The sequence below is a fragment of the Globicatella sulfidifaciens DSM 15739 genome, from assembly GCF_900167405.1.
GTDB classification, from domain to species: domain Bacteria; phylum Bacillota; class Bacilli; order Lactobacillales; family Aerococcaceae; genus Globicatella; species Globicatella sulfidifaciens.
Genome location: NZ_FUWO01000005.1, coordinates 45,559 through 59,738 on the forward strand (window position 1 = coordinate 45,559; position 14,180 = coordinate 59,738).

Genomic DNA, 14,180 nt, shown 5'->3' on the forward strand with positions numbered 1-14,180 from the left:
AGTCAAATTAGTGCTTATTCATTAAAATCGCAGTGGTTGAGTGGCCTCAAACTGCGTCTAAATGACTTGTTTGAGGCCTACTCAACTGTGCGGGGGTAGGCAGACGAAGCGAAAATTATTCAATTTTCTACTTCTGGTCTACTCCCAACTGTGCGGGGGGCAGACGAAGCGAAAATTATTTAATTTTCTACTTCTTGCCCACTCCAAATGCAGCTAAACTATTATTAAATGATTAAATATGACTAGATAACGATATTACATGCGTTTTGAATAGCCCTTTGCATATTCCGATGGGCTCATATTAAAAGCTTTACTGAAGGCTCTTGAAAAATATTGAATCGAACCATAGCCTAATTCAGCAGCAATTTGTGTAATGGATAAATTGGACTCACGAATTAATTGACGACTTTTTTCTAAGCGTTGTTGGTTAATATAACTTTTTGGTGTCGTATGTTCATATTTATTAAACAACTGTTGCAAAGTAGAACGTGATAGGTTAAATTCATTGACGAGATCACTCACTTTTAAAGCTACGATATCGCTTTGATGGATATAATCGATGATTTCATTGAATATATCACTTTCATATCGTTCACGCATAATAGTTGAACTTGATTCGTTGTCATTTTGATGCAATGACTGATGTAGACTAAAGACGAGATTATCCAATTGATTCCAAACTTTATCGGCACCTAATGGTAAACTCAAGTCCTGATGCAAGACATCATATAATGGAGCTAGATATTCTGTTGCATTGATTAAGTGCTTAATTAACGCTGAGTCGATGCCTTCTGCAGTAAAGCGGATCGAATGTGTAAGTGTTCGTTTGTCAGCGTGATGAAATCTTATACTTGGTGTATCTGGTGGTAAAATCATTAAGTGACCTTTAGTTAAAGTATAAACCGTATGATTAATTTCAATGTTGAATTGTCCCGATTCTACGATAATGATTTCAAAGTGAGGTTGCTTAATAAATTTTTTGCGGTAGTCTTCTGAGTAAAGCGTACTAACAGTTGATACAATAGTTAACAAATTAAAGGATACAGGTGTTGATGGGGCAATAAAAATCTTATCTAATTTGATATAAGAAGGTTCTGCTTTGATTTGGGTTGATAGGTTAACAGTGGCAGTGGACGAAAGGCATAAGACATTGAACTCTATCCCTTTTCTTAAAGTGACTTCCGATTCAATTAGATAAGTTTGAAATTGATCTGTTTTGGCTGTTTTAATGACTAATAATGTTAAGCCCTTGATGGGAGTTATCTTAACCGGCACTTCAAAATGGAAGAGCGTTTGCGTATGATTAGCATTTAAGTTGATTTGACGATGATAGATATATTCCTTAGTTGATGAGGGATTCTTTGGATTTTCAAAAAAATAAGCGGTATGATCAAATTTTTGATTAGTATAATACATTCCAATGACCTCCATAAGTTTTTGTTAATACTATTATATACTAATAAAGATAAAATATCATCTTTAATTATCTAATTTTGATAATCATTTCTTTGATAAAGACAATTGAACGTATAAGTGGAATGTTTTAATATTAAAAGAAATAATTAAATTCAAAAAAAGATGAGAAATTTTCTCATAACATGCTATAATACACCTATACATTTCATAAGTTTTCGTGAGTGAAATGATGCTTACCAATTAACTTGGATGAATAGACAGAAGATGTAGACCAACGAGGAGGATTTATCATGAATAAAATAAAGAAAGTGCTAATCGCCAATCGTGGAGAGATTGCGATTCGCATTGGACGTGCATGTAAGGAGCTTGGCATTAACACCGTTAGTATTTACTCAAAGGAAGATATCGGTACCTTGCACCGTCAAAAAACGGATGAATCTTACTTAATTGGGGAGGATTTAGGTCCTATCGAAGCGTACTTAGATATTGAAGGAATTATTGCTTTAGCCAAGGAAAAATCAGTCGATGCGATACATCCTGGTTATGGATTTTTAAGTGAAAATGAAACTTTTGCTAGAAGATGTCAAGAAGAGGGAATTATTTTTATTGGACCCGAGTTAAGACATTTAGAAATGTTTGGTAATAAAACTCGTGCACGCGAAACAGCGATTAGTGCTGGACTGCCAGTTATTCCAGGAAGTGAGGGGATTATTCAATCTCTTGCAGAAGCTGAAGCTTTTGCGGCAATAACTGGTTACCCATTAATGATTAAAGCAGTCAGTGGTGGTGGCGGTAAGGGAATGCGTATCGTTCATTCAGCGAGTGAATTAGCTGAGAGTTATGAACGAGCAAAGTCTGAAGCTAAGTCATCTTTTGGTGATGATCGCTTATATATAGAAAAATATATTGCCAACCCTAAACATATCGAAGTGCAAATATTAGGGGATCAACATGGTAATGTCATTCATTTATATGAACGAGATTGTTCAATCCAAAGACGCCATCAAAAAGTAGTGGAAGTGGCTCCTTCGTTTGGCTTGCAACCAGAGATGCGTCAAAAATTAACCGATGCTTCCTTGAAATTAATGCAACATGTCGGTTATGTTAATGCGGGTACGGTAGAGTTTTTAGTTGCCGATGATGAATTTTACTTTATTGAAGTCAACCCGCGTGTGCAAGTTGAACATACTATTACTGAATTAGTAACAGGCGTTGATATAGTGAAAACACAAATTCAAATTGCCGATGGTGAAAGTTTATTTGGTGAGGAGATTGGTATTCCATCACAAGACCAACTAGTGACAAGAGGATATGCCATTCAATGTCGTATTACGACTGAAGACCCATTAAATGATTTTGCACCAGATTCTGGCACTATCGTCAGTTATCAATCGCCAGGCGGAACAGGGATTCGGCTAGATGCTGGTGATGCCTTTTCGGGATCTATGATTACACCTTATTATGATTCGCTTTTAGTCAAAATATCTTCATATGCCATCCATAAAAAAGGTGCGATTGTTAAAATGTCACGGGCGCTCGATGAAATTCAAATTGCGGGTGTTAAAACGAATATTCGTTTCTTAGAAAATATTATTCATCATCCTGACTTTATGTTAGGAGACTATCATACTAACTTTATTGCTGAAAAAGTGGAGTTGTTTGACTTTGTTCCCCCACGAGAACGAGGAGTAAAACTACTTAAATATATTGCAAATGTGACCGTTAACGGTTTTCCAGGCATTGAAAAGATAGACAAACCCGATTTTACAAGACGTGAAATACCGACTGTTGAAGGGGTTCGCTCTAGTATTCACCCAGCTAGCTTCAATAAAGCGAGTCGCAACCGATTAATAACAGCTTCATCAGCGGTAAAGCAACCTACTTGGAAGCAACTATTAGATGACAAGGGGCCAAGCACAGTCTCTAAATTACTATTAGAAGAAAAATCAGCTTTATTAACCGACACCACTTTACGCGATGCTCATCAGTCCGTTTTAACTACTCGAATGAGAACAACCGATATGTTAAAAGTTGCACCGTATATTAATGCAACGATGAAAGATTATTTTTCACTTGAAATGTGGGGTGGTGCGACCTTTGATGTGGCGTATAATTTCTTAAAAGAAAGCCCATGGGAAAGATTAACACAATTACGTGAATTAATTCCTGATATTCCATTCCAAATGTTATTGAGAGCTGCTAATGCAGTTGGGTATCAAAATTATCCGGACAATGTCGTTCAACGTTTTATTACAGAAAGTGCGCATGCTGGCATTGATGTTTTTCGTATTTTTGACTCATTAAATTGGGTCGAAGCCATGAAATTACCGATTGAAACAGCCTTAAAAACCGATAAATTTGTTGAAGGCACCTTATGTTATACCGGAGATATTTTAAATCCAGAGCGTTCATCTTTATATACATTGGAATATTATGTTAATTTAGCACGCGAACTTGAATCATTAGGCGTTCATGCGATTGCGATTAAAGATATGGCCGGATTATTAAAACCAGAGGCAGCATATCAATTAGTTAAAGCTTTAAAAGAAGAAGTTTCTTTACCGATTCATTTGCATACGCATGATACCGCGGGTAATGGTGTTTTAACTTATTCACGAGCGATCGATGCTGGCGTCGATATTGTTGACACTGCCAACCCAGCTTTAAGTGGACAAAATTCGCAACCGAATGCTAATTCACTATACTATGCTCGTCAAGGGACCAACCGACAAATCAAGTTGAATGTCGAAGCTAATGATGTGTTAACTGATTATTGGAAAGTGACACGTCAATATTATCGTCCATTTGAGACCGATTTAACAACAGCTTGGACACCGGTTTATCAATATGAAATGCCTGGTGGCCAATACTCAAATTTAAAGATGCAAGCTGAATCCTTAGGTTTAGGGGACCGCTTTGATGAAGTCAGTGCAATGTATCGCCGAGTAAATTTATTATTTGGGGATATTATTAAAGTAACACCTTCTTCTAAAGTTGTAGGCGATATGGCTTTATTTATGGTACAAAATAATTTAGATGAAGTTTCAGTCATTGAAAAAGGGGCTAAATTAGACTTTCCAGCTTCAGTTGTCTCCTTCTTTAAAGGCGAAATCGGTCAACCGGCTGGCAAGATGAACGAAGACTTACAAAAGGTCGTATTAAAAGGAGAACCTGCTTTCACTCAAAGACCGGGTGAATTGATGACTGAATTTAATTTTGATGAATTGAGACAGAACTTATCTAAACGACTCTATACACCAGTAGACGAACAATTATTATTAAGTGGTGCAATGTATCCAAAAGTGACCCAAGAGTTTCTTGATTTTGTTGAAAAATATGGTAATGTAAGTGTGTTAGAGACACCAACTTTCTTCTATGGGATGAAACCCCATGAAACAATTTCAGTTGAGTTACAACCAGGAAAAACAATCAATATTGAATTGACTTCAATTGGTTCAGTTAAACCAAATGGTTTACGGACGGTTTACTTTAATTTAAATGGACTATCACAAAAAGTAGAAGTCCATGATTTATCGGCGAAAACGACAGTAGATATTAGACCATTGGCCGACCGTCAAAATGATAACCATATTGCGGCTCAAATGCCCGGAACTGTATTTGCTGTTAAAGTCAAAGAAGGCGACCAAGTTGAAGCAGGACAATTATTGATTATTACAGAAGCAATGAAGATGGAGACGTCGATTGCTGCGACTAAAGCGGGTGTGGTGAAGAAATTGTACATCCAAGAAAAAGATTCAATCAAAGCAGGGGAGTTACTGATTGAATTAGGCTAATATTAATTAAAGAGAGAGAGTATATAGATGAAAAGATTAAGAAACATTTTGTTATTAAGTGCACTAACCTTATTAAATGTGGCTTGTCAAAGTCCAACTACTAATTCTCAACCCAATGATGCGCAAACGACTACGGTAAGTGCCCAAGATACTATGACTACCGTAAGTACTGAAGATACGGATGAAGCAAAAGCTGATGCTGAAGGGGAGAGTACTACTAAAGAAGGACGTTCGGTGACCATTCGTTCAATCGGTGATATTTTAATTCATGACTGGGTTTACGATAATGCAGCGACTGCTGATGGCTATGACTTCACTCCAATGTTTGAACCAATAAAAAAATATTTAGAAAATGCGGACATCACGACGGCTAATTTAGAAGTGATTGCTGCTGGTGATACTTACCCATTATCTACGTATCCAGCCTTTAATGCCCCTTCGGAAATTATTGATGCATTAAAAACGGTTGGAGTGGATATTGTCAATAATGCAACCAACCACTCAATGGATTTAGGAGCCGAAGGAGCTTATGCTTCAATTGAAGCTTTGAAAGAACGTGATATGCCTTATGTTGGTAGCTATGAAAGTTGGGATGATTATAATAATATGCGCGTTTTAGACGCGAATGGTGTTAAAGTAGGCTTCCTTTCTTATAGTTATGGCGCAAATGGGAATTATATCCCTGAAGATCAAGCCTATTTATTGAGTTTAATTGATACGGATTTAATGCCATTAGAAGTCGAAGCTTTAAATAAGATTTCGGATATTTCAGTGGTGATGATTCACAATGGTGAAGAATATGATACACTACCATCAGTCTACCAAGCCAATGTCAATAATGTTGTGCGAAATGCTGGGGCGAGTTTTATTTTAGGTGGTCATCCTCATGTGCCACAACCGTTTATTGTTTATAACAAACATCAAGCCGCGATGTTTTCTCATGGTAACTTCTTATCAGGTCAAGTCGAACAAGAAAACAAGGTAGGGGGTATTGCAGAGTACACCTTTACTGAAGTGGATGGCGAATTTGAAATTAGTAAAATACGTTTTATGCCGACATATTGTATTGGTGCTCAATTTGAAGATTATTATGTAGTCCCATTGGCTGATTGGGAACAATATGGTATTTTCAATGGTGATGGTTTGTTTGCTGATTTAGAAGAGCGAATGACTTATTACTCAAACTTAGTTGAAGTGGTCGATTATTTAGACTAAATATAGAGTAGGTGACCTTCCCCAAAGGCTGAATATAGTTCTCTAGAAAAGTCCCATGATTATTTTAGATGCTGTTTTAAGGATTATTGACTAATAATATAAGAATATTAGCCTCTAGATTTATTTTATACTTAACGCTATTAGGTAGGGTGGACCAACGAAGTGGAAATTATTTGATTTTCTACTTCTGGTCCACTCTTTTTTATATGTTCAAAAGTATGTGGCATTATTTTTACGTACCTATTCTTAGGAGGGTGTACAATGAAAAAATGGCATTTAATTATATTGATAGTATTTTTAAACATGATGATAGTATCGAACGCTGTTGCAGCACAAGCTGTTGAGTTAGCTGAACCTTACCAATTAATTACCCAGTGGGAAGGAGACGTCATTAATCAAGAAAATTGTCAAATTTTAATCCAAAACCAGTTTAATCAAAGTGACAATATGAGTGAACTTAATCATTTGATAACGGATTATCAAACAACTTTATCAGAATTAGAAATCGAATTTAATCGATTGACAAGTGAAATTGAATCTCTAGAAAACAATGAAAACTATTCGATTACACAAGCAACCAACACCTTAAATGAAGTCATCGAAGGAACTTATTTAATGCTACAGACAACCGAACCCGAATTTAATAATCTTACGGAAGCGGAACAATTAAGTTTGGTGGAAATGGATCAAAACGTCATTGATTGGCAACAATATTTGGAGGGGATTATCCAACAACAAAATGAAGTGATTGCATCCCGCTCAATCGTCGAAACGCAGTATCATGAGACCTTATATTTATTAGAGGTGGCACAAAATCAATTAGCAGAAAATCAAATTGCTGATCAACAATTGAATCAATGTCTTCTATATGCTTATTCTGTTCCTAAATTAAATGCGGAAAGCTTTTTAATGGATCACCAAATGAGTAGTTTAACCGAATATTTAGCTACTTTGGATTTCTATCTATCACAATTAGTACCATATCCTTATTATCAACTACGCTTTGAAGATATTTATCAACAATTTACTCAAATTTTAACATTAGAGGAGATCACTCAAATACTTAATTTAAAAGGGAATATTCAGTTAGACGATGATTTAAAGAACGCCTATCAATATCGGGAAGAGTTGAGCCTTAATGATGTGGTGCGTTTTGTCAGTATAGCACAAAATGATGTTTATCAAAGGCAAACCAGTGAAGACTATCTGATGAGATATCAAGAATTATTATTAATTAAGGAAGCACAATTTATTTATTTTAGTCAAATTAACACCAATGCATGGCAATTAATCAAAGATAATTTAGCAAACTTTTTAAATAGTCAAGGCTATGTGAGTGATGATGCGATTGCTTTAGTACGTCAATTGAATCAGAAATATCAAGTAAAATTGGTTACATTCAATGAAGCGACTCAAACTTGGCAGCCGGTTGAAGCATTAAGTACCGGCTATTTAGCAGAATACTATTACCGTGACATTGATTGGCATACGCTTAGCGAAGAAGAAACGACCAGCACAATTGAAATTGAAGAAACTAATGTCAATACGGATGATTCTAATATTGAAGATACAAAAGAAGATGAAGCTCCCCATCATGTAGTGGACAGTTCATCCTACCAAGAGTCTCATTCATTACCTAAGCCATTATCGGGTTCAAGATATTCTGCTAATCGTAGCACGAATACCCAACAGGTACCATCGACCACCAAATCAAGTAATAATACTGATACGCTGGACAATATTAAAGCAAAATTAGCAACCAATCAAAAGACTAACGACAACAAGCAATCAAATAATAAAAGCAATACGTCAACAGAGCAGTCGAATAATCAATCGTCCCAGAAAAAGACACAGTCAAATAAAAATCCATCGAGTAAAAAGAATAGTAATAATCAATCAAGTGAAACAGAAGCCAGTAAGACTAATGGTCAGCAAGAGTCAACATCAAAATCAAATAAGAATCAAACTGTCCAATTACCTACAACTGGAGAACAACAAAGAGTCATGACCTGGGCATTAATTCTGTTAATGTTAGGTGCTATTTTAATCTTAATTTCAACTATATATAAACGCAAGCAACGCCAAAAATTGGATGAGATTGATTTAGATTCTTAAATACTGATAGCACAAACCAAACTAACCCTTATATTTTTAGTAAAGCAAAATATATTGACCTACTTATAAACAGTTGTCATTACGTGAAATTCCCTTATAACTATGTTACAATTTATTCATATTATGGAGGTAGATAAAATGAATGAAATCGAAACTTACTTAGAGCAAATTAAAACATTTGAGGAAATTTCACCAGTCAAAGGGATTGAATTGTTAGAACAAGAGGGGACTATTATTTATATTGGAAGAAAAACTTGTCCATACTGCCGTCGCTTTGTAAATAAATTAAGTAAAGTAGCACAAGCGCGTCAATATAAAATTTATTTAATTGATTCAGAAAGTGAAAAATATGATTTTAAAGATATTCAATCATTCCGCGAACAGTTTAACATTCCGACTGTACCTGGATTTTTAGTTAAACAAGCTTCAGATGTCGCAGTTCGTTGTGACAGTTCAATGACTGAAGAAGAAATCGTTCAAATGATAGAAGAGAAGTAAAATGAAAAAGCTTCTCTTACTTTTAATCTTGAGCACATTCATTATTGGATGTGATAAGAAAGAAGAAGTGGAAACGGATCACCCTACGAGTGAAGCGACTATTGAGATGACTACGCTAACTCTTGAGGAAATCGTAGCGGAAACATCATCAACTTTAGAGACGACGACTGGAGAAATAATAACAGCTGAAGAAACTGAAGAAGCAACAACTGTAGTAGACAGTACACCACTGTCAGATGGTATTTATACTTCAACGGAAATTATTAATTGGAGTAACCCAGTTAAGCCAGCAGAAAAAGGGTTAAAACGAATTATCAAAATACTGCAAGATAAAAAAGAATATTATGATGCGATTGAATATTTATTTTATGTCGAAAATATCAGCCATAACCCGGAAGAGTATCATGTGCGTGTGATTCAAAATTTTTCAGATCAGCAAGTAGAAGTAGGTGAATTTATCTTACATGGTGAAGATGTGGAAACTCAAAATTAACAAATAAGATAAACAATCAGTAGTCATGAAATTAAAATCAATTGGGGCAGGGCATAAACTTGATAAATTTAGTTAAGATTATTGTTCGTTAAGTAATAGCGCAGTGGTTGAGTGGTCTCAATCTGCGTCTTAATGAGGTTAAAGATAAATTTGGTAAACTTAACCAAGTTATTGTTATTAAATTAAAAGCGCAGTGGTTGAGTGGCCTCGAACTGCGTCTTTCGACTTGTTTGAGGCCTACTCAACTGTGCCGGGGTGAACAGACAAAGCGAAAATCATTTGATTTTCTACTTCTTGCCCACTCCCTTGAAATGGAGAAAAATATAAATAAATTCAAATCTAAAAGACATCATAAGTAGCCACTCTTTTGTTACAAAAAAAGACATTATAATAAGCCTGAACCGAAAGTGTTATTTTGGTTCAGGCTTTTTTAGATAAACACTTCACAATCCAATTGTGATTTAGAACACAATCATTATTTATTTAAAGGGAATTAGATAAGAAAAACATTGTGAAAGCATCTTATAAGATTATCATGAATCGTTTCACAATAAGGAAAAAACGTTGATATTTTTGATAGCGTTTTCATTAAATTGTTATCATCATCGGATTCTATCGAAAAAATTTTATTAAAAAATATGTGATTTTTTGCACAAAAGGCTTGACATAACATTGTGAAAAATGTAATATGAACTTGTAAAGAAGAAACACCTATTGAGGAGGATTTAAAAAATGGCAGAAGTTGTAGAAAAAAACAAACAGCAAATTGCTGAAGAGCATGTCGATGAATTAGTAAAAAAAGCGGTGGTGGCATTAGAAGAATTCCGTCTTTTAGATCAAGAGCAAGTGGATTATATTGTTGCAAAAGCATCAGTTGCAGCATTAGATCAACACGGTGTTTTAGCAAAACACGCTTATGATGAAACCGGACGTGGTGTCTTTGAAGATAAAGCAACTAAAAACTTATTTGCTTGCGAACACGTTGTTAATAATATGCGTCATACTAAAACAGTTGGCATTATCTCAGAAGATGATGTTACAGGATTAACTTTAGTTGCTGAACCAGTAGGAGTTGTTTGTGGGATTACACCTACAACTAACCCAACTTCAACTGCAATCTTTAAATCATTAATCTCATTAAAAACGCGTAACCCAATTGTTTTTGCATTCCACCCAGCAGCTCAAGAATCATCTGCTCATGCAGCGAAAGTTGTTTATGAAGCAGCAGTAGCAGCCGGAGCTCCTGAAAATTGTATCCAATGGATTACTTTACCTTCAATGGAAGCAACCTCTGCATTAATGAATCATCCAGACGTTGCTACTATCTTAGCAACAGGTGGTAACGCAATGGTTAAAGCCGCTTACTCTTGTGGTAAACCAGCATTAGGGGTAGGTGCAGGTAACGTACCAGCTTATGTTGAAAAATCAGCTAATGTTAAACAAGCAGCTTATGATATCGTGATGAGTAAATCATTTGATAATGGAATGGTTTGTGCTTCTGAACAAGCAGCCATTATTGATAAAGAAATTTACGATGAATTCTGTGACGAAATGAAGTCATATCACACTTACTTCGTTAATAAAGCTGAAAAAGCTAAATTAGAAGAATTCTGTTTTGGAGCAAAAGCAAATAGTAAAAATTGTGCAGATGCTAAATTAAATGCTGATATCGTTGGTAAACCTGCTACTTGGATTGCAGAACAAGCTGGCTTTACTGTACCAGAAGGAACAAATATTTTAGCAGCAGAAGTTTCAGAAGTAGGACCGAATGAACCATTAACACGTGAAAAATTATCACCAGTGATTGCTATTCTAAAATCAGAAGATCAAGCAGATGGATTGAAGAAAGCTTGTCAAATGGTTGAGTTCAATGGTTTAGGACACTCAGCTGCTATCCATACTAATGATGAAGATTTAGTAAAAGAATTTGGACGTCAAGTTAAAGCAATTCGTGTTATTTGGAACTCACCTTCAACTTTTGGTGGTATTGGGGACGTTTATAATGCCTTCATTCCTTCCTTAACTTTAGGATGTGGTTCTTACGGTGCCAACTCAGTTGGTGATAACGTTAGCGCAATCAATTTACTTAATATCAAAAAAGTGGGGAGACGTAGAAATAATATGCAATGGTTTAAAGTTCCTTCAAAAATCTATTTCGAACGTGATTCAATCCAATATTTACAAAAAATGCGTGATGTTGAAAAAGTATTTATTGTAACTGATGAAATGATGGTTAAATTAGGATTTTTACATAAGATTATCGAACAATTACATTTACGTCGTAATAAAGTGGTTTATCAAGTATTCTCTAACGTAGAACCAGATCCAGATATTTCAACTGTTCGTCGCGGTGCTGATCAAATGAAGAGCTTTGAACCTGATACAATTATTGCTTTAGGTGGGGGTTCTGTAATGGATGCTGCTAAAGTAATGTGGATGTTCTATGAACAACCAGAAATCGACTTCCGTGACTTAGTACAAAAATTCATGGATATTCGTAAACGTGCTTTCAAATTCCCTGAATTGGGTGAAAAAGCAAAATATGTTGGTATTCCAACGACATCTGGTACAGGATCGGAAGTGACACCATTTGCGGTTATTTCAGACAAGAAAAATAATATGAAGTACCCGTTAGCAGACTACTCATTAACACCAACTATTGCAATTATTGACCCTGCATTAGTAATGACAGTGCCAGATTTTGTAACAGCAGATACCGGTATGGACGTGTTAACGCATGCGATTGAAGCTTATACATCATTAATGGCAAACGATTATACCGATGGTTTAGCATTACAAGCGATTAAGATTGTATTTGAATACTTAGAACGTTCTGTTAAAGAAGCAGACTTTGAATCTCGTGAGAAAATGCATAATGCTTCAACAATGGCGGGTATGGCATTTGCGAATGCATTCTTAGGAATTTCTCACTCAATGGCTCATAAGATTGGTGGATTCTTCCATACTGTCCATGGCCGTACGAATGCGATTCTATTACCATATGTTATTCGTTACAATGGTACACGCCCTGCAAAACAAGGTAACTGGCCAAAATATAACTACTATAAAGCAGATGTTCGTTACCAAGATATTGCACGTTTATTAGGACTTAAAGCTGATACACCAGAAGAAGCAGTTGCTAGCTTAGCTCAAGCGGTTTATGACTTAGGTGAACGTTGTGGTATCCAAATGAGTATTAAAGCTCAAGGCGTGGACGAAAAAGAATACATGGCACGTGCAGAAGAAATTGCTTATCTTGCATATGAAGATCAATGTACACCTGTTAACCCACGTTTAGCATTAGTAAGTGATATGAAAGAAATCATCGAGGATGCTTACTATGGATACAAAGAGCGTCCAGGTCGTTTAAAATAATTTAGTTGATAGAAAATAATAAGAGCTTTGTGCTGATGCAGAGCACAAAGAACTCTTATTAACACGAAGCACAAAATAATTCGCTTCCTCTTCGTGTTAACTTCAATTGTGGACTAGTTTTTATGGGAGATAATGTCTAGTCATTTAGTATCGGAATAGCCAATCGGCTATTCCGTTGTTTTTTGTAAAGAAAACAGGCCAAGTGTAACATCACTTGGCCTGTTATTAATAAGGTTATACAAATTTTGTGTGGCCCCACCAGAAGAGAGTATTTCTGGTGGGCATCCACTAAATATTTAGTAGAGAAAATGGAATGGGTAAGAAGTGGAAAATGATCTATTGTTTTCTTGGCAATCTTCATTATTAAACACTCGAGTTTTAAGTATGTGTAAAAAAAGATTCACAAAAAAGAAACAGAGTTCTACCAAACATTTTTTTCAACAACAAGACAGCTGTCATGTTGTTGAATCTCTCACTTGAGAATAAGTACAAGCTTGATAGAGAAACATACCAGAGATATTTTCCAATCTTTCCTTAGAGAATCATCGATGGACATTGCTTTCTAAACTATCCTTAAAAAACAAGCAAGCCCCCGACAAAAAGGATAGCTAGTATATTATTACTCAATGATATTAGGTGTTATTTGCTATTATTTGTTGGTTTTCTAAGACCGAAATTAATACGACTTTCTTCACCTTTCATCAAACGTACCACATTAGTACGATGGCGATAAATCATAAAGGCGGCAATTGCGACAAAGCCAAGACCAAAAATTAACGGTTGGGTAAATAAAACATATAAGGCGGCTAATGAATAACTGGTTATGGCGGCTAAACTAATGGTACTTGTTAAATAGATTAATATAAATAACACTAATACAAAGCTTAGACCAATGAAAAAATTATAACCAGCTAGTACGGCAAAAGAAGTTGCGACCACTTTTCCACCACGAAAATTGGCAAAAATAGGATAAGCATGACCTAAAATAGCAGCTATACCGGCTCCCATGATTACCCAATCGGTATGAGGATAAAAGTAATGTGCCAGTAACATCGCTACCAGCCCTTTTAAAACATCGATTACTGAGACAAAAACAGCAGCTTTAAATCCAAAATTACGTCCAATATTGGTGGCGCCACTATTACCACTACCTAATTCTCGCACATCAATTTGGTGTTTCATTTTTGAATACCAAACACCGGTTGGAATTGATCCTAATAAATAACAAATAAATAAAAATATAAATTGCATAATAAACCTCCATCTTTGGATAT

Annotated in this window: 8 protein-coding genes; 6 read left to right on the forward strand and 2 right to left on the reverse strand. The window is 35.5% G+C overall.

All coding sequences use genetic code 11. The features are described 5' to 3' along the window. Positions 1 to 255 precede the first annotated feature (255 nt). A complete protein-coding gene (locus B5D12_RS03895) occupies positions 256 to 1,416 on the reverse strand; it encodes a helix-turn-helix transcriptional regulator (RefSeq protein ID WP_159443854.1) in 1,161 nt (386 codons plus the stop codon). Between the two features lie 290 nt (positions 1,417 to 1,706). Between B5D12_RS03895 and B5D12_RS03900 the strand changes: the two genes are divergently transcribed. The 6 genes from B5D12_RS03900 to adhE all read left to right on the forward strand — a co-directional run bounded on the left by B5D12_RS03900 (position 1,707) and on the right by adhE (position 12,906). Continuing rightward, entirely contained in the window at positions 1,707 to 5,210 is a 3,504-nt protein-coding gene (locus tag B5D12_RS03900) for a pyruvate carboxylase (protein ID WP_078755584.1), read from the forward strand. Positions 5,211 to 5,237: 27 nt separating this feature from the next. After that, positions 5,238 to 6,425, forward strand: coding sequence for a CapA family protein (locus B5D12_RS03905; RefSeq protein WP_078755585.1), 1,188 nt, complete (start codon positions 5,238 to 5,240; stop codon positions 6,423 to 6,425). A gap of 261 nt (positions 6,426 to 6,686) precedes the next feature. After that, positions 6,687 to 8,540 carry a hypothetical protein gene (locus B5D12_RS03910; protein WP_078755586.1) on the forward strand — a complete coding sequence of 618 codons (1,854 nt, stop codon included), beginning with the start codon at positions 6,687 to 6,689 and terminating at the stop codon, positions 8,538 to 8,540. A gap of 138 nt (positions 8,541 to 8,678) precedes the next feature. Next, entirely contained in the window at positions 8,679 to 9,038 is a 360-nt protein-coding gene (traF, locus tag B5D12_RS03915) for a DUF6568 family protein (RefSeq protein ID WP_078755587.1), read from the forward strand. Between the two features lies 1 nt (position 9,039). Next, positions 9,040 to 9,531 carry a hypothetical protein gene (locus B5D12_RS03920; RefSeq protein WP_078755588.1) on the forward strand — a complete coding sequence of 164 codons (492 nt, stop codon included), beginning with the start codon at positions 9,040 to 9,042 and terminating at the stop codon, positions 9,529 to 9,531. 732 nt (positions 9,532 to 10,263) lie between these two features. Then, positions 10,264 to 12,906, forward strand: a complete 2,643-nt coding sequence (gene adhE, locus B5D12_RS03930) for a bifunctional acetaldehyde-CoA/alcohol dehydrogenase (protein WP_078755590.1) — start codon at positions 10,264 to 10,266, stop codon at positions 12,904 to 12,906. A 639-nt stretch (positions 12,907 to 13,545) separates the two neighbouring features. Here adhE and plsY read toward each other — a convergent pair. Further along, positions 13,546 to 14,157, reverse strand: a complete 612-nt coding sequence (gene plsY / locus B5D12_RS03935) for a glycerol-3-phosphate 1-O-acyltransferase PlsY (protein WP_078755591.1) — start codon at positions 14,155 to 14,157, stop codon at positions 13,546 to 13,548. Positions 14,158 to 14,180: the final 23 nt, after the last annotated feature.

Excerpts from the sequence above, each read along its gene's own strand:
- B5D12_RS03895 (WP_159443854.1), bottom strand. The coding sequence starts at position 1,416 with ATGTATTATACTAATCAAAAATTTGATCATACCGCTTATTTTTTTGAA.
- B5D12_RS03900 (WP_078755584.1), top strand. The coding sequence starts at position 1,707 with ATGAATAAAATAAAGAAAGTGCTAATCGCCAATCGTGGAGAGATTGCG.
- B5D12_RS03905 (WP_078755585.1), top strand. The coding sequence starts at position 5,238 with ATGAAAAGATTAAGAAACATTTTGTTATTAAGTGCACTAACCTTATTA.
- B5D12_RS03910 (WP_078755586.1), top strand. The coding sequence starts at position 6,687 with ATGAAAAAATGGCATTTAATTATATTGATAGTATTTTTAAACATGATG.
- traF (WP_078755587.1), top strand. The coding sequence starts at position 8,679 with ATGAATGAAATCGAAACTTACTTAGAGCAAATTAAAACATTTGAGGAA.
- B5D12_RS03920 (WP_078755588.1), top strand. The coding sequence starts at position 9,040 with ATGAAAAAGCTTCTCTTACTTTTAATCTTGAGCACATTCATTATTGGA.
- adhE (WP_078755590.1), top strand. The coding sequence starts at position 10,264 with ATGGCAGAAGTTGTAGAAAAAAACAAACAGCAAATTGCTGAAGAGCAT.
- plsY (WP_078755591.1), bottom strand. The coding sequence starts at position 14,157 with ATGCAATTTATATTTTTATTTATTTGTTATTTATTAGGATCAATTCCA.